The 17,656-nt window shown below is 32.6% G+C and carries 13 protein-coding genes; 9 read left to right on the top strand and 4 right to left on the bottom strand.

The annotated features are described in order from the left end of the window. Positions 1-44 precede the first annotated feature (44 nt). Complete coding sequence (locus DUT90_RS10070; RefSeq protein WP_114427060.1) at positions 45-2,774, bottom strand: T9SS type A sorting domain-containing protein; 2,730 nt, start codon at positions 2,772-2,774, stop codon at positions 45-47. A gap of 250 nt (positions 2,775-3,024) precedes the next feature. Between DUT90_RS10070 and DUT90_RS10065 the strand changes: the two genes are divergently transcribed. The 3 genes from DUT90_RS10065 (at position 3,025) to DUT90_RS10055 (ending at position 5,996) form a co-directional block, all read left to right on the top strand. After that, positions 3,025-4,239 carry an aminotransferase class V-fold PLP-dependent enzyme gene (locus DUT90_RS10065; protein ID WP_114427059.1) on the top strand — a complete coding sequence of 405 codons (1,215 nt, stop codon included), beginning with the start codon at positions 3,025-3,027 and terminating at the stop codon, positions 4,237-4,239. A gap of 215 nt (positions 4,240-4,454) precedes the next feature. Then, positions 4,455-5,501, top strand: coding sequence for a zinc metalloprotease (locus DUT90_RS10060; RefSeq protein ID WP_309477135.1), 1,047 nt, complete (start codon positions 4,455-4,457; stop codon positions 5,499-5,501). A 69-nt stretch (positions 5,502-5,570) separates the two neighbouring features. Further along, positions 5,571-5,996 carry a hypothetical protein gene (locus DUT90_RS10055; RefSeq protein WP_147266208.1) on the top strand — a complete coding sequence of 142 codons (426 nt, stop codon included), beginning with the start codon at positions 5,571-5,573 and terminating at the stop codon, positions 5,994-5,996. A 46-nt stretch (positions 5,997-6,042) separates the two neighbouring features. Here the strand turns inward: DUT90_RS10055 and DUT90_RS10050 are convergent, their stop codons facing one another. Beyond that, positions 6,043-7,686, bottom strand: a complete 1,644-nt coding sequence (locus tag DUT90_RS10050; protein WP_114427056.1) for a G-D-S-L family lipolytic protein — start codon at positions 7,684-7,686, stop codon at positions 6,043-6,045. A 14-nt stretch (positions 7,687-7,700) separates the two neighbouring features. Further along, positions 7,701-10,496 carry a TonB-dependent receptor domain-containing protein gene (locus tag DUT90_RS10045; protein ID WP_114427055.1) on the bottom strand — a complete coding sequence of 932 codons (2,796 nt, stop codon included), beginning with the start codon at positions 10,494-10,496 and terminating at the stop codon, positions 7,701-7,703. A 191-nt stretch (positions 10,497-10,687) separates the two neighbouring features. Between DUT90_RS10045 and DUT90_RS10040 the strand changes: the two genes are divergently transcribed. Beyond that, positions 10,688-11,626, top strand: a complete 939-nt coding sequence (locus tag DUT90_RS10040; RefSeq protein WP_181858185.1) for a bifunctional riboflavin kinase/FAD synthetase — start codon at positions 10,688-10,690, stop codon at positions 11,624-11,626. Positions 11,627-11,744: 118 nt separating this feature from the next. Continuing rightward, positions 11,745-13,022 (top strand): serine--tRNA ligase, encoded by a 1,278-nt coding sequence (gene serS, locus DUT90_RS10035; protein ID WP_114427053.1) that lies wholly within the window; start codon positions 11,745-11,747, stop codon positions 13,020-13,022. A 26-nt stretch (positions 13,023-13,048) separates the two neighbouring features. Here serS and DUT90_RS13385 read toward each other — a convergent pair whose 3' ends face one another. Beyond that, positions 13,049-13,192 (bottom strand): hypothetical protein, encoded by a 144-nt coding sequence (locus DUT90_RS13385; RefSeq protein WP_181858184.1) that lies wholly within the window; start codon positions 13,190-13,192, stop codon positions 13,049-13,051. Between the two features lie 126 nt (positions 13,193-13,318). Here DUT90_RS13385 and DUT90_RS10030 point away from each other — a divergent pair, with 126 nt between their 5' ends. The 4 genes from DUT90_RS10030 (at position 13,319) to mgtE (ending at position 17,656) form a co-directional block, all read left to right on the top strand. Then, on the top strand, positions 13,319-15,088 hold the full coding sequence (locus DUT90_RS10030) for a tetratricopeptide repeat protein (RefSeq protein ID WP_114427052.1): 1,770 nt from the start codon (positions 13,319-13,321) through the stop codon (positions 15,086-15,088). An 89-nt stretch (positions 15,089-15,177) separates the two neighbouring features. Continuing rightward, positions 15,178-15,507, top strand: a complete 330-nt coding sequence (locus DUT90_RS10025; protein WP_114427051.1) for a DUF4286 family protein — start codon at positions 15,178-15,180, stop codon at positions 15,505-15,507. A 3-nt stretch (positions 15,508-15,510) separates the two neighbouring features. Then, a complete protein-coding gene (gene rsmA / locus DUT90_RS10020; RefSeq protein ID WP_114427050.1) occupies positions 15,511-16,314 on the top strand; it encodes a 16S rRNA (adenine(1518)-N(6)/adenine(1519)-N(6))-dimethyltransferase RsmA in 804 nt (267 codons plus the stop codon). Then, positions 16,304-17,656, top strand: coding sequence for a magnesium transporter (mgtE, locus tag DUT90_RS10015; RefSeq protein ID WP_114427049.1), 1,353 nt, complete (start codon positions 16,304-16,306; stop codon positions 17,654-17,656). The genes rsmA and mgtE overlap by 11 nt, the downstream gene beginning before the upstream one ends.

The following is a 17,656-nucleotide window of genomic DNA, read 5'->3' as shown; positions in this document are numbered from 1 at the left end:
GGCATATTGCTATGCCCCTCTAAAAAAGAATATAAAAACTAAAACTATTTTAATACTTTTTTACTAAACAATACTCCCCCTTTATCGTCAACTATTCTAACTAAATATATTCCTTGATTTAGTCTTGAAATATCTATACTGGTATTTGAACTTACTACTTTTTCAGAAAGCACTCTTTTCCCTAAAACATTGTATACATTTAAGCTAATATTACCAACACTATTTAAATTTGAAAAACTAACATTAAGGTTATTTACTAATGGGTTAGGATATAAGCTTACTGACAAATCATTTGTAAATTCTGCTGTACTTAACACGTTACAATCTCCTCCTGATAAACGATTTACATTTATCCAATTGTTTGTAATATCAGAACAATTTACAGCCTCTAATTCTGCTAGTGGCTTTCCTAAAAAACCTGCTCCATTTTCTGGTGTTCCTCTATAAGACCATCCCCATATTCTGCATGTTCCTTCTCCTGCTCCTGTTAAATCTATCTCATTAGTATTGGTTATCCCTAATATTGTATTAGAAGCGTCTGAATCTGTAATTACATATCTGTATGATAAGTTAGTTTCAAAATCTGATTTGGTTACATGAACTGGTACAGGTCCGTTGTCTATACATATTGATACTGTATTACCATCTATTGTAATATTTGAATTTGATGATTCAGTAGCAGGTACATCTAAACTAATTGTTCCTGCATTTGCTTCTGCTCTTACTACTGTTACCCAATTGTCTGTAATATCAGAACAGTTTACAGCCTCTAATTCTGCTAATGGCTTTCCTACAAAACCTGCTCCATTTTCTGGTGTTCCTCTATAAGACCATCCCCATATTCTACACGTTCCTGCTCCTGCTCCTGTTAAATCTATTTCATTAGTATTAGTTATACCTAATATTGTATTAGAAGCATCTGAATCTGTAATTACATATCTGTATGATAAGTTAGTTTCAAAATCTGATTTGGTTACATGAACTGGTGCTGCAACTAGTGGATCATCTAAACAAATAATAGCCCTGTTGCCTTCTACCGCTGTTGTTACATTTGCTGATTTTGTTGCATCTGCATCTAAACTAATTGTTCCTGCATTTGCTTCTGCTCTTACTACTGTTACCCAATTATCTGTAATATCAGAACAATTTACAGCCTCTAATTCTGCTAATGGCTTTCCTACAAAACCTGCTCCATTTTCTGGTGTTCCTCTATAAGACCATCCCCATATTCTACACGTTCCTGCTCCTGCTCCTGTTAAATCTATTTCATTAGTATTAGTTATACCTAATATTGTATTAGAAGCATCTGAATCTGTAATTACATATCTGTATGATAAGTTAGTTTCAAAATCTGATTTGGTTACATGAACTGGTGCTGCAACTAGTGGATCATCTAAACAAATAATAGCCCTGTTGCCTTCTACCGCTGTTGTTACATTTGCTGATTTTGTTGCATCTGCATCTAAACTAATTGTTCCTGCATTTGCTTCTGCTCTTACTACTGTTACCCAATTATCTGTAATATCAGAACAATTTACAGCCTCTAATTCTGCTAATGGCTTTCCTACAAAACCTGCTCCATTTTCTGGTGTTCCTCTATAAGACCATCCCCATATTCTACACGTTCCTGCTCCTGCTCCTGTTAAATCTATTTCATTAGTATTGGTTATACCTAATATTGTATTAGAAGCATCTGAATCTGTAATTACATATCTGTATGATAAGTTAGTTTCAAAATCTGATTTGGTTACATGAACTGGCGCTGCAACTAGCGGATCATCTAAACAAATAATAGCCCTATTGCCTTCTACCGCTGTTGTTACATTTGCTGATTTTGTTGCATCCGCATCTAAACTAATTGTTCCTGCATTAGGGATTGCTCTTGTTATTGTAATTGGGTTTGACAAATCAAAACATCCATTTAAATCAGATAGTAAATTTCCAACTACGTTTCCTGTAAAAGGAGTATCATACCTAACATACCAAATATCACACACACCAGCACCAGCTCCACTCAAATCAAATGGTCCTGCAGCAGGCAAACCTAAAATTCTATTTGTTGCACGATCTGTAATTATAAATCCTCTATTTGCACCAACACTTCCAGAAGCAACATCAACACTAATTAAATCTGTTACCTGATCTATACATATAGTTGCACTTTTTAAGTCATCTGAAACACTAGTAGTTGCACTTAAATTTGCTGTATTAATAGTAATATCTCCTGCAACAGCAGTACAATTTTCTGCATTTAAAGTTGATGCTGCTTCAAAATAATCTGCAGCAGTATTACCAACACCATCATATTGTATAGAATTAGATTCATCAAAAGCTGGTATAAAGTTTTCGCTAGTCCATGTTCCTGCTTCAATAGCAACAGAAGCCCTTCTATGACCAGTAGCACCCCACTCAATATAATCTACAATACTAGCAGTACTCCCAAAACTATTATTACTATAAAGTCCTAACTCACCATCATCTCCACTAATAAAGTTAAAACCACTTATTTCTACTATTGCATTTGGAGCAAGTGATAAGCTACCATTTACAACGTTAATAGATGAAGAAGATAATTGACTATATGCTGGAAAATCACATAACCAATAAGAAGAAACATCTACTGTTTCTTTACCTATGTTTTTTAATTCGACACTTCCTGGTGCCTTAATTTCAGAAATAACTATCTGAGCATTTAAAGATAATAGTCCGCTAAAAAATGTAAAGAATAGAATACATTTTAGAATTGCTTTTTTAAACCGTAATTTTGTTTTCATTTTTTTTATTTAAAACTGTTACAAATGTTGCTTATACAACACAAAGGCAAAATTATTTCGTAAACCAGAGAAACCAGCTATTAAAGTAGTTGAGAAGGAATAACTACAACTAAAAAGGAAAAAATAAACCCTGAAATAGCTATTATATACACGTTTTATTCATATAAAATTTAAATATTATTTGTTTTAAACCAATACAAAACTATTCTTTAAAAATGTATCTCTATCTTTGCATATAAAATGTTTTTGTATGATAAATGTTGATAAAATTCGAGAAGACTTTCCTATTCTAAAAAGAACAGTTCATGAAAAACCTCTAGTGTATTTTGATAATGCTGCTACCTCTCAAACACCGCAAATAGTTATAGATACTATTGTAGATTACTATAGTAATTATAACGCAAATATTCACAGAGGTGTGCATACCTTAAGTCAAGAGGCTACAGATAAGTATGAAGAAGCACGTATTAAAATTCAACAGCATTTTAATGCAAAAAAGGCTTATGAAATTATCTTAACATCTGGTACAACACATAGTATAAATATGGTTGCATCTGGTTTTGCCTCTCTTTTACAAAAAGATGATGAAATTATCGTTTCTGCTCTTGAGCATCATTCAAATATCGTTCCTTGGCAAATGTTATGTGAAAAAACGGGTGCTATTTTAAAAGTAATTCCGATGAATGATGAAGGTGGATTACAAATGGATATTTTTCATCAACTTATTTCTAAAAAGACAAAATTGGTTTTTTGTAATCATGTTTCTAATGCTTTAGGAACTGTAAATCTTATTGAAGAAATTATTGATACAGCACATAAGTTTGGAGCTGCTGTTCTAATCGATGGTGCTCAAGCGACACCACACATAAAACCAGATGTTCAAGCATTAGATGTAGATTTTTATGTAGCTTCTGCTCATAAATTGTGTGGCCCAACAGGTGTTGGAATGTTGTACGGAAAAGAGGAATGGTTGCAAAAATTACCTCCTTATCAAGGTGGAGGAGAAATGATTGAAACAGTAACTTTTAAAAAAACAACTTATGCTGGTTTACCCCATAAGTTTGAAGCAGGTACACCTAATATTTGTGGAGGTATTGCATTTGGCGCTGCTATAGATTATATGAATTCTATTGGTTTTAATGAGATTGCTGCTTACGAACATGAGCTTTTAGAATATGCAACTTCTGAATTACTAAAAATTGAAGGCTTAAAAATTTACGGTACATCTGCTAAAAAAACTGCAGTAGTCTCTTTTAATGTAGCCAATATTCATCCTTACGATATTGGATCTATTTTAGATAAACTTGGTATTGCTGTTAGAACAGGACACCATTGTGCACAACCTATTATGGACTATTATCAAATACCAGGAACGGTTAGAGCTTCTTTTTCATTTTACAATACAAAAGCAGAAATTGATGTACTTGTTAAAGGTGTTCGAAGAGCTGTAATGATGTTAGGCTAACCATTTAAATTTACAAAATGATATATTTTACCTTTAGAGAACTTCTAAAGGTTTTTTTTGGTAAAGCGCAACAAACTAAAAAAAACGTATATTCGTATTGTTAAAATTTTAAATATAATGTTATTTTTTTGTTGCATTTTAAACGAAAAACTTATAAAATCCTTAATTTTTTAACTTCTTTTAACATATTTTTTAACCCTAAAATTCAATTTAACATGATGAAAAAAGGATTAGTAGCGTTGCTTTTAACTGCAACGACTTTTATTGGTTGTCAAAATAACGGAACGGACATACCAAATGATGAACAGTCTAAGGTAGACATGAGTGATTTTTTTCTGTACACAGATCAATACGAATCTAAAGGAAACAACTCTCAATGTCACACTATGAATGTTTTAAATCAAAAACTCAAGACCAACAAAGGTCTTTACCAAAAAATGTATGAAATAGAATATGCTACTAGACAATTTATTGCTGCTAAAAAAGGAGGTGGAGGCGGAAGACCTGGTAGCGGTAACGGCGGTGGAGACACTGGTGATAGTGGAGATAACTTAGGTGTCATCAACATTCCTGTTTATGTACACGTTGTATATAGTAACTCTAATGAAAATATTTCTGATGCTCAAGTTGCTTCTCAAATTAAAGTTTTAAATGACGACTTTAGAAGAGCTAATAGCGATGCAAACAATACACCAAATGAATTTGCTAGTGTTGCTGCTGATTCAGAAATTACATTTACTTTAGCAAATACTTTTAGACACCCTAACTCAAGAACTTCTTGGGGCACAAATGATGCTGTAAAAGGGTCTTACCCACCTATTACACCAAGTACTCATTTAAATATTTGGGTAGCAAATATTGGCGGAGGTATTTTAGGTTATGCACAATTTCCAGGTGGTAGTCCTTCTACAGACGGTATTGTTGTTTCTCCTCAATACTTTGGTACAACTGGTTTTGTAGCTGCCCCTTTTGATGGTGGTAGAACAACTACTCACGAAGTTGGTCATTACTTAAACTTACGTCATATATGGGGTGATGGAAGATGTAATAGAGATGATTTTGTTTCTGATACACCATCTTCTGATAGACCAAATTACGGTTGTCCAACTTCTGCAAATCACTGTCGTTCTAACGATCAGTTTATGAATTATATGGATTACACAGATGATTCTTGTATGAACATGTTTTCTGAAGGACAAAAAAGTAGAATGAGATCTATTTTAGTTGCTGGAGGTGCAAGAGCTTCTTTAGCTGGTAATTAATTTATAAGTAGCTTATAAAATATAAAGACGTCATTTATGGCGTCTTTTTTTATACCTTTAAACAAAAAAATGAACTTTATAAAAATTATACTCACCTTGTTTTTAATTCCGCTTTTAGCATGTAGTGCTCAACAAGAAGAAACAAACAAGTTTATTGAAATAACTTATAGCGCCCGTACTAGAGGATATCAAATGACAATAATTTACAAAGAAGATAAACTAACTGTTTCCTCTAATATAAGTAATAAAACAATCTCTTTAACTAACAAACAACAAGTAAAAATACAAAAAGAAGTTTCTAAAATAGTGCTTTCAGAAATAAACAATCTAAAGGCTCCATCAGATAAACGCTTTATAGATGGAACCTTATCTGCTTCTTTAAAAATTAAAAATAACTCAGGTACTTACATTTCGTCAGATTTTGATCACGAAAATCCTCCTAAAGAATTAAGATTTTTATATCTTCTTTTAGAATCTATCATAAAAAAAGGTTGAGAAAATTCTCAACCCTTTTTGCATATTAAAACTAAATCTATCTCTACTACCTCAACAATGGAGAATAGTTTGTTTGAAAGTCTGCTGCTTTAGCCAAACCACCTGTAGCTGTAGTAAAGTTAGAGCCAAATTTAAAGTCTATAGATTCTAAAATTTTATTTGCCATTAAAGCATAACCTCTAGCTGTTAAATGAATACCATCTAAACTAATTAAACCTCCTGTGACTAAGTTTGTATTTAGGGTAAAATTATCAAATACAATGCCCGAAGAAGCTTCTATTAAGATTTGATTTAAGTCTACTAGCGCTAAATTAGCATTTGTGTTAGCAACAGTATTAATTTTCTCATTAAAAGCATCTGTTGCTACTTTAATACTTGCTTGTTCTTCTGGAGTAAGTACCCATTGATCTGCCAATGGAAGAGTAACTCCTTCAGCAGAAAATTGTCCTGCCAATTGAGGAGGAAAATTCTGACTTACTAAAAACTCAAAATTACTTGTATTTACTGTTCCAATTACTGCACTACTAGGCAATACTAAAAGATCATTTTCTGTTGCTGCTCTGGCTTGTCCGTAAAAATTACCAAAAAGGCTAGCCACTAAAGGTACTGCTTCTGCTGGCAAACCAAACCCTTGTACAAATGTTGCAAAATCTGGACTAGCCCCAAGAGCACCAGATATTGTTGCAGATAAATCTACCAGACTTTCATCTTTAATAACCACTGGGTTTGCAATTTCTCGACTAAACGTTATAACTCTATCTGTTTGTCCTACAGCTACAAAAACTTGATTTACAGCACCGTAAACCTGATTTAACAATGCAATTTGACTACGAAAACTTGCGTTTGATGGGTCTAAAGGATTATGTGGCACTGTTGTAAAAAATGGCAATAATTGTATATCTGGTACTGTTGCTATAACGCCTCTAGTATTACCATTAGCAGTTAAAGCACCTACCATAGCGTCTACAGAAGCATCAAAAACAATAGGGCTAGTGATGTCATTACTTCCATACGTTCTAGGATCTGGATTGTCTCTCTGATCAACTCCTATACCTCCTGAGGTTGCAAACGATAACACATCATTTCCTCCGATTTCTGAAAGTGAAAAAAATGTTGGGTTTTGAGCTAATGCATCTTCTAAAATTGTTGCATTGGGGCTAGATGCTATTCTTGCAAAATAAGGATTTGCAGCGCCTGTTGCTACGCCCTGTATGTTACCGTAACCAGGAGCAACAATATGAAAACTCTTTAAACCTGGAACTCCTAAATTGTTAAAAGTATTCCCCTCTGCTCTTGCTAACAAATTAGTTGTTGGTAAAGCATTTAATCTTGCTGGTCCAGCACCATTAAAAAATAATCTTGGTGGTTGTGCAGCAGCTCCATTAAGTACAAACCCTCCAATATTATCAGCCATTAAAGGTTGCGTAAAATCTCCACCATTAGCTAATCTAAATTTTGATGCCAAAATGTTAGGAAAAGAATTTTCTTGGGATGCTACAAATAAGGCTCCGTCTGTAAAACCTGCTGTAAAAGAAGCTCCTAAAGAAACATAACTAGAAAAGTTTAAATCTCTAACATCTAATTCTACAACTGGTGCTGTATTTTGTATTGCTTCTAAGTCATTGTTTACATCACAAGATGAAAAACCAAATGCTAAGCAACACAATGCTATATATGTGTAATTCTTCATAAATTTTTATATTATTAGTTATTAATTGTCCAAGATAAATAGTACTGAGAACCTATGGCTCCAACTCCTGGGGCACTAAAAAACTCTTGACCTGTTAAGTTTGCTCCTCCTAATTTAAATACTGATTTAATTGAAGGAATTGCGTAGTTAATCTGAGCATCTAACACAAACCTATCATCTACAAGACCATCTACAAATGTAGATTCCCAGAAAAACTCATCTTGCCATCTTGCATTAATATTAAATCCAAAATTATCAAATAGTTTAGTGTGTCCAAATTGTAATTTAACCTTGTGTTCTGGTGTGTTAAAACCAGCTTCAAAATCTGGGTCAGAGGCTTGGTCAAAATCAAACTTGGCATAGGTATAATTAAAACCTAAATCAAAACCTCCAAACACTTTTGTGTTAACCCCTACAGAAGCTCCGTAAGAACTAATATCTGCAGAAGAGTTTGTGTAGGTTGTAAAATTTCTAAAATCTCCAGGCGTTACCAAAGCTCTTTGTAAATCTGCGCCTGTTAATGATGGGTCTAAAACTACTCTTACATTTCTAGCAGAAATAAAGTCTTGATAAAAATTGTAATATGCACTAACATCTAAAGTTACTCTGTTCTCACCAGCGTTAACTAGTCCTCTATAGCCTATTTCAAAAGCAGAAACTCTTTCTGGTTGAACCAAATCTACATTAGCAAGTTCTGGGCTTCCGGCCAACAAAGATGCAATCGAAAAAGAACGTTGATAAGCGTCTCTACCTGTTAATCTAAAAGTGTTGCCGTTGCTATCTCTATAGTTGTTAGAAAAACGTTCTAAATTATCTGGCGCAGAACCTACTAAAATTGCAGAACCTACGTCTAAACCAATGTATTGATCTTGTGTTGTAGGGTTTCTAAACCCTGTTTGAAAAGATGCTCTAAAGTTATCATTCTTATCTTCTCCTGCTGCATATGCTAAAGATATTCTAGGAGAGAAATTTCCATCAAAATTTTGAGCTTTATCGTAACGAACAGAAGCCGTTAACTTTAATCTATCTTCTTCTAAAAAGTTTTTTTGCATTTGCGTATAAATACCGAATTCATCATAATCTATAGGTCCATCTGCATCTGTAAAAATATTACCAAAAGAATTTAAAACATATTTTCTATAAGAACCTCCTACTTGAAATTCTGCAAAGTCTATAACGTCTCTTAAATTGTAATTTACGTCTGAATGATACAGTTTTGTTTGATCTCTAAATTTAGCACCCGTTTGTAAATCTGGGTCTGCAATAATTCTTTCAAAAGCATCTTGAAACCCTTCTGTACCCGGAATCAATCTTCCTCTATCTGCATCTAATCTTCCTCGTAAGTGTGCTTGTTGTCCATTTGCTCCTTGTAAAGTAGCACCTAAATATCCTCCAACATATTCACCAAACCAAGTTTGATCATCTTTCCATGCTCTATTAATGTTAATACCTGCAAATAACAGGTTGTAAGAATCTCCTGCGTCTTCATTAGTGGTATATCCTCTTACAAAAAAGTTTTTTCCTCTAACTTCTAATTTGTGTTGCGCCAAAAAGAAATTTTTGATACTATAACGCTGACCTCCTTGAAAAATTGTATTACCTGTACCAAATTTAGAGTTCCAAATAACTTCTAAACGATCGTCTCCAAAAGGACGAAAATGAAACGCCGAATTAAATTTTACACTTCTAGCTTCATTATTTATTAAATCTGTTTCATTATATCCAGTTCTACTTACATTTTCATCAGGTACCAAGGCAGATGCTCCTGCAGGAATTAGACCTCTTCTTTCTAAAATTTGAGCAACATTTTTAATATTTGCAGATGCAAAATCACCATAAATATTAACCCCATCAAAATTTGGAGCATCTCCTAATTGTGGGTTTTCAGCATTTCTTGTTCCTGGTGCAAACTTTTGGTTTTCTGTATTTCTATCATCTGTTGCATGCCATTCTTCACCATCTAAATAAGAAAATGACACTTTAGCAGCAAATTTTTCTGAAAAAGCACGTGCCATTCTTACATTAATATCTGTAAACTCATTGGTTCCTGCAGCTTCTTGTGTAGTAACACCACCTTTTACAGACACACTAATTCCTTGATCTTCAAAAGGACTTTTACTAGTCATAAACATAATACCGTTAAAAGCATTTGCACCGTATAAAGCTGATGATGCTCCTGGTAGTAGCTCTACTGTTTTAACATCTAATTCAGACATTCCTAACAAGTTACCTATAGCAAAATTTAACGCTGGCGAAGAGTTATCCATACCATCTACTAGCTGCATAAAACGTGTGTTTGCAAATGTTGCAAAACCACGTGTGTTTACAGATTTAAACGTTAAACTATTTGTATTAATGTCTACACCTTTTAAGTTTTCTAAACCGTCATAAAAAGAGGGTGCAGAGGTATTTTTAATAGCTCTAATATCCATCCTCTCTACAGTTACTGGAGACTCCATGATACGCTCTGGTGTTCTAGAAGCAGAAACAACAATTTCATCTAAAGAGGTTTCATTTTCTTCTAAAACAACATCTATTCTTTGTTTCTTTTTAGTGATTTCTACTTTTTCGGTTTTAAACCCTAACACAGAAATTTCTAACGTAAAAGGAGGATTATCTGATACTTTAAGCTCAAAATTACCATCAAAATCTGTAGTTGTACCTACAGCTTTTCTAGAAACCTTAATGTTTGCACCAGGTAACACTTCTCCTGTCTTTGCATCTTTTACAGTTCCAGTAATAGTAGTTTGACCCACCATTGCTAAACTACTGAAAGCAATAAAAGCGATTAGTAAAATTTTTTTTGTCATAATTTGAATTAATTTGTTAACTGATATGCAAATTACAATTTTTTTTGAATTTCTTATTATTTCTATTCATAATTTATCATTTTACTAAAAAAAACTACTTTTTTTAACATATTTACACTTACTCAATCAGATAAATAAATCCTGTTTTTAAACATTTTCTTATTGTACCTTTGTGTTTTAAATTCTTTTTGTTGAAAACAATTCAAGATATCTCTAATTTTTCATCCAAAGAAAAAACCTTTGTAACCATTGGTACTTTTGATGGTGTGCATTTTGGCCACCAAAAAATTATAGAAAAATTAGTTACAGACGCTAAAAAAGCAAATAAGAAATCTGTTGTATTAACGTTTTTTCCGCATCCTAGAATGGTCTTACAAAAAGATAGTGCTCTAGAGTTAATTAACACAATTGAAGAAAAAAAAACATTGCTAGCTAAAACGGGTTTAGATTACTTAATTATACATCCTTTTAGTAAAGATTTTTCTAGAACTACAGCTCTTGAATTTGTTAGAGATCTATTAGTAAATCAACTTAATATTTCAAAATTAATTATCGGATACGATCATCATTTCGGTAAAAATAGAGAAGGCAATATTGTACAATTGACAGAATATAGCCATTTGTATGATTTTACCGTTGAAGAAATTCCTGCTCAAGATATAGATGATGTTTCTGTAAGTTCTACCAAAATTAGACGCGCTTTGCATGCGGGAAATTTAAAGACTGCTAACAATTATTTAGGTTATTACTTTACTTTAAATGGTAATGTTGTAAATGGTAAACAATTGGGAGGAAAAATTGGCTATCCAACAGCTAATATTGATGTTAAAGAAGACTATAAACTGATTCCAAAAACAGGAGTTTACGTTGTAAAATCTAAGATTGATAACAACACCGTTTTTGGAATGATGAATATTGGCAACAGACCAACTGTTGATGGGAATTACCAAACCATAGAAGTTCATTTTTTTGATTTTAATCAAGATTTGTATACGAAAAACCTAACTATAGAATTGTTATACTTTTTACGTGGTGAACAAAAGTTTGATGACATAGACTCCTTGATCAATCAAATTAATAAAGACGAGGTAACTGCCAGAGATTATATTAAAAATAATATAACTCTTTGAATTTAGAAAAAATCTAAAACTACGTATCGTAAAGCTTCATTTTTTAGATATTTATAGTGTTGTTTTATTCGTGTAATCGTGGCAATTAAATATATTTGCACTTCAAAATTCCTACAACATGTTACAGGTACAATTTATTAGAGACAATACACAAACTGTTTTAGAAGGGTTAGCAAAACGTAATTTTGCAAATGCTAAGACAATTATAGAACAGGTATTAACGGCAGATGAAAATAGAAGAAAGACTCAGGTTGAGTTAGATAACGTGTTGGCAGAATCTAATAAAATTTCTAAAGAAATTGGGGGGTTGTTTAAGTCTGGAGAAATTCAAAAAGCAAATTTACTAAAAGAAAAAACAGGAAAATTAAAAACCAAATCTAAAGAATTAGCTGAAAATTTAACTGGTTTTGCAGAAGAGTTACAAGAGTTGTTATATCAAATACCAAACATTCCACACGGTTCTGTTAAAGCAGGATCTTCTGAAGAAGATAATGAAGAAGTTTTTAAAGAAGGAGTAATACCAAATTTAGGCGAAAACGCACTACCGCATTGGGAGTTGGCAAAAAAATATGATATTATTGATTTTGAGTTAGGAAACAAAATTACAGGTGCTGGTTTTCCTGTTTATAAAGGCAAAGGAGCAAGATTACAACGTGCCCTAATTAATTACTTTATAGATAAAAATGTAGCAGCAGGTTATACAGAATATCAAGTTCCGCATTTGGTAAATACAGCATCTGCAACTGCAACTGGGCAATTACCAGACAAAGATGGTCAAATGTATCATGCAACGCAAGACGATTTATTTTTAATTCCTACAGCAGAAATACCAATTACCAACATATTTCGTGGTAATTTACTGCAAGAAACAGATTTTCCTATCACAGCAACGGGTTACACACCTTGTTTTAGACGTGAAGCTGGAAGCTATGGAGCGCATGTACGTGGTTTAAATAGATTGCATCAGTTTGATAAGGTAGAAATTGTACGAATAGAACACCCAGAAAACTCTTACAATGCCTTAAATGATATGGTAGAACACATAAAAGGTATTTTAAGAGAATTAAAATTACCGTATAGAATTTTACGTTTGTGTGGCGGAGATACAGGATTTACTGCTGCCTTAACTTTTGATTTTGAAGTATTTTCTACTGCGCAAAATAGATGGTTAGAAATTAGTTCTGCATCAAATTTTGAAACATTTCAGGCCAATAGATTAAAACTTCGTTTTAAAAATAAAGTAGGAAAAAGCGAATTAGCGCATACGCTTAACGGAAGTTCACTCGCGTTACCGCGTGTTTTAGCAGGAATTTTAGAGAATTACCAGACAGAAGACGGAATTCAAGTTCCGGAAGTCTTGATTCCTTATACTGGCTTTGATTTTATTGGCGCTTAGTAAATTGTTGGTTTTATAATCAAACGTTAATTTGCTACAACAGCTACCATTAATCTCTTATATCTATTCATTTCTAAAAGAGCATTAAAATAGGCACTAATTTGTCCATTTTTCATAAACTCAATTGAATTTTGTTTTGCGATTTCGTATTGTTTGGTTAAATCTTTCATTGTACTACGTTTTGATTGGTTATTTATTCTATAGACAACTTTCGTGCCAAAACGTTACAAAGAAACACTTCAAAAACTCCTGCTTTAATAAAAATTTAACATTTATGTTGATTATCTTTGAATATCATGAAGCAAATTTTAATTCTTTTTTTCCTTGCTATTAGTAGCTTTAGCTATGCTCAGAATGAATATTTACTTGCAGAAAACTATTTTAGAGAAGGTGCATATCTAAAAGCTTCTCAAATTTATAAAAAGCTCTATGAAAAAAGTCCGTTTAATACCACTTATTTAAACAGATTGATTTCTTGCTACCAAGAAACAGAAAATTTTACAGAGGTAGAAAATCTTTTAACATCAAAAATTAAGCAAAGTCCAAATCAAGGATATCTCTACGTCTATTTAGGGTATAATTATGAGCGACAAAAGCAACCAGAATTAGCTCAAAAAAATTATACTATTGCCTTAAATTCTATTGATAAAAATAGCGCATTTGGCGGAATTATAGGTCGTATTTTTAAAGAATACAACCTCTTAGACAACGCCATTTTAGCCTACAAAAAAACCATGGCAAAAGACGAAAACACCAATTACAGTTTTCAAATTGCTCAAATTTATGGGGAAAAAGGAGATTTAAAAGAAATGTTTCAGTCATACATAGATTTGGTAAACAAAAATGAAAATTACTACAATTTAGTACAACGCTATGCAAGTAAATACATTACAGATGATTCTGAAAACGAAGCCAATATATTATTTCGAAAAACACTACTAAAAAAAGCAGCTAGTAACCCAAAAGATGTATGGAATGTGTTGTTGAGTTGGTTATTCTCGCAACAAAAAGATTATGAAAAAGCGTTTATTCAACAAAAAGCATTGTACCGAAGAAACCCTGTTTCTCTTTCTGGTATTTTTGAACTTGGAGAAATTGCATACAACAATAATGCATTTACAGCCTCAAAAACTGCATTTAATTTTATCATTCAAAACACCACTATTGTAGAAGAAAAAATTGATGCGCATTGGTATCTGGCTAAAATAGCCGTGGCTATACAAGATTCTAATACAAATCTTTTGTTTCAATCTTTGTTCTCAGAATTTGGTAAAAATCCACTTACTATAAAATTACAAGTAGCTTATGCAGATTTCTTAACTTTTTATCAAAATAAACCACAACAAGCAAAGTTGGTTTTAGAAGAAGCATTAACCTTTTCTAGGTCTAAATATGACAAAGCCAGAATAAAATTAAAATTAGGTGATATCTTAGTATTTACAGAGCAATACAATAAAGCGCTAATTTATTTTTCTCAAATTCAAACACAATTAAAGGGTGATGAATTGGCACAACAAGCTCGTTTTAAAGTAGCTCAAACATCTTATTTTAAAGGAGATTTTACTTGGGCAAAAGCACAACTAAAAATCTTAAAAAGTTCTACAACGCAACTTATAGCCAATGATGCTCTAGCTCTGTTTTTAACTATTACAGATAATGAGCCTGTAGATTCTATACCTTCTGGATTAATACAATATGCTAAAGCAGAACTGTATGCTTTTCAAAACAAAACACAACAAGCCTTAGACACCTTAAATACCATTAAAAGAAATTTTAAAGGACAACCTATTGAAGACGAAGTTTTATTTAAACAAGCAAAACTGTACATCAAACAGCAAGAATTTGAAAAAGCCGTTGCCAATTTTAAGCAAGTTATAAGCCTTAACCCTCAAGGTATTTTAATTGATGATGCACATTACCAATTGGCAGAATTGTATAAAAATCATTTAAATAATTTAGAAAAAGCTTCAGAATACTATCAAAAGATTATTTTTGACTATCCTTCTAGTATTTATTTGGTAGATGCCAGAAAAAAATACAGAAAAATTAGAGGAGACAATTTATAGTTGATGGTTTGTAGTTTTTAGTTAATGGTTTAAAAAAACCTATAAATTTAGAATTAAAAACCAAAAATCACTACCTAAAACCAAAATAAATGTACATATACAACGTTACGATAAATATTGATGATAACTTGCATAAAGAATGGCTTACTTGGATAGAAACTCATGTTTCAGACGTACTCAATACAGGTAAATTTACATCTGCAAAATTAACTGAAGTTTTAGTTGATGAAGATATGGGAGGCAAAACGTATTCTGTACAATATACCGCAAATACTAGAGAAGACTTAGATGCATATTACAAAGAAGATGCAGACAGATTGCGTGTTGAGGGACTTAAAAAATTTGGCGATAAAATGTTAGCTTTTAGAACAGAACTACTTTTGATTAAAGAATTTTACCCAACTAATATTAGCAATTAATATATGTCTGTAAAAGCAAAAAAACATCTAGGTCAGCACTTCTTAAAAGACGAAAACATTGCAAAAAAAATTGCAGATACACTTACCGAAAATGGCTATGATAATGTATTAGAAATTGGTCCTGGTATGGGGGTTTTAACAAAATACCTTTTGCAAAAAAGACCAAAAGTAATCGTTTTAGAGCTAGACTCAGAATCTGTAGCTTACTTAAATGACAACTTTAAAAAAGAGCAAATAAATATCAATACCTCATCCGAAAAATTTGAAATTATTGAAGGCGATTTTTTAAAGAAAAACCTACAAGAATTATGTAACAAACAACAAGTAGCCATTATAGGCAACTTTCCTTATAACATTTCTTCTCAAATTGTATTTAAAGCCATAGAAAATAGAGAATTTGTACCCGAGTTCTCTGGCATGTTTCAAAAAGAAGTAGCCCAAAGAATTGCAGAAAAAGAAGGCAGTAAAGTATACGGTATTTTATCTGTGTTAACACAAGCTTTTTATGATGTAGAGTATGCCTTTACAGTGCCACCAACAGTATTTAATCCGCCACCAAAAGTAGATTCTGGCGTAATCAAATGCATTAGAAAAGAAAACTACACGCTTCCAGTAAATGAAAAACTATTTTTTAGAGTCGTAAAAACTGCGTTTAATCAACGTAGAAAAATGTTGCGCTCTAGTTTAAAATCTTTCAATCTTTCGGATTCTTTAAAAGAAGACCCTATATTTGCGAAAAGGCCAGAGCAATTATCTGTTGCCGCCTTTATATCACTCACGCAAAAACTCGAAAATAATGGCATTTGAAATCACTAATACTTTTTTCGACAACTTAACATCTCTTATTCATAATCAAGACGATAAAGCAATTTCTAAACTATTTGCAGACGTCCATTATGCAGATATTGCAGAAGTTTTAGACGAAGTAAATTTTGACGAAGCCATTTATATAATTAAACTTTTAGATAGCGAAAAAACGTCTGAAATTTTAATGGAATTAGACGAAGATATTCGTGAAAAAATCCTAAATAATTTATCTGCTAAAGAAATTGCTGAAGAAGTAGAAGAAATGGATTCTGATGATGCCGCAGACATTATTGGAGAACTTTCTGAAGACCGTCAAGAACGCGTTATCAATGCCTTAGATGATGATGAACTAGCTGCAGATATTAAAGAACTCTTGTCTTATGATGATGAAACTGCAGGTTCTTTAATGGCAAAAGAATTGGTAAAAGTCTATGAAACTTGGACAGTTGCTGGTTGTATGCGCAGAATTCGTGGACAAGCCAAAGACGTAACAAGGGTACACTCTATTTACGTAGTAGATAAAGAAGACAAATTGGTAGGTAGACTTTCTTTAAAAGATTTAATTATTGCAAAATCTGATCAAAAAATTGCTGAAATTGCCAAATCAAAAGTAGATGCTGTTCATGTAAATATGGATGATGAAGAAGTGGCAAAAATTATGGCAAAGTATGATTTGGAAGCCATTCCTGTAGTAGATGATCATAATGTCTTACTAGGTAGAATTACCATTGATGACATTGTAGACGTTCTAAAAGAAGAAGCAGAAAGAGACTACCAAATGGCAGCAGGTTTAACCCAAGATGTAGACTCAGACGATAGTATTCTACAGCTTACCAAAGCACGCTTACCTTGGCTATTTTTAGGCTTAGTGGGTGGTATTGGTGCCTTTTTAATTATGAGTGTATTTGAGCATTCTTTTAAAGAAAGTGCATTTGTCTTATTCCTTTTTACTCCGTTAGTTGCTGCCATGGCAGGTAATGTTGGTGTACAATCATCTGCAATTATTGTACAGGGTTTAGCCAATGATGATGTAAAAGGAAGCATAAACAGCCGTTTATTAAAAGAAATGCTCTTAGCGTTGCTAAATGGCTTTATTTTGGCACTCTTTTTAATGCTTTTTGTTTGGATTTATGAAGGAAGAATAGATTTGGCTTTAGCCGTTTCTGTTTCGCTTATTGCAGTAATTGTTGTAGCTGGCTTAATTGGTACTTTTGTACCTTTGTTTTTACACAAAAGAGGTATAGACCCAGCCATTGCCACAGGACCATTCATTACCACCTCAAACGATATTTTTGGAATTCTAATCTACTTCTTAATCGCAAAATCAATTTTAGGAATTTAG

Origin of the sequence: Polaribacter sp. WD7, assembly GCF_003335085.1 — a bacterium.
Taxonomy (GTDB): Bacteria; Bacteroidota; Bacteroidia; order Flavobacteriales; family Flavobacteriaceae; genus Polaribacter.
Note: the sequence above shows the minus strand (reverse complement) of the source record. Positions and strands in the feature narration are given on the sequence as shown.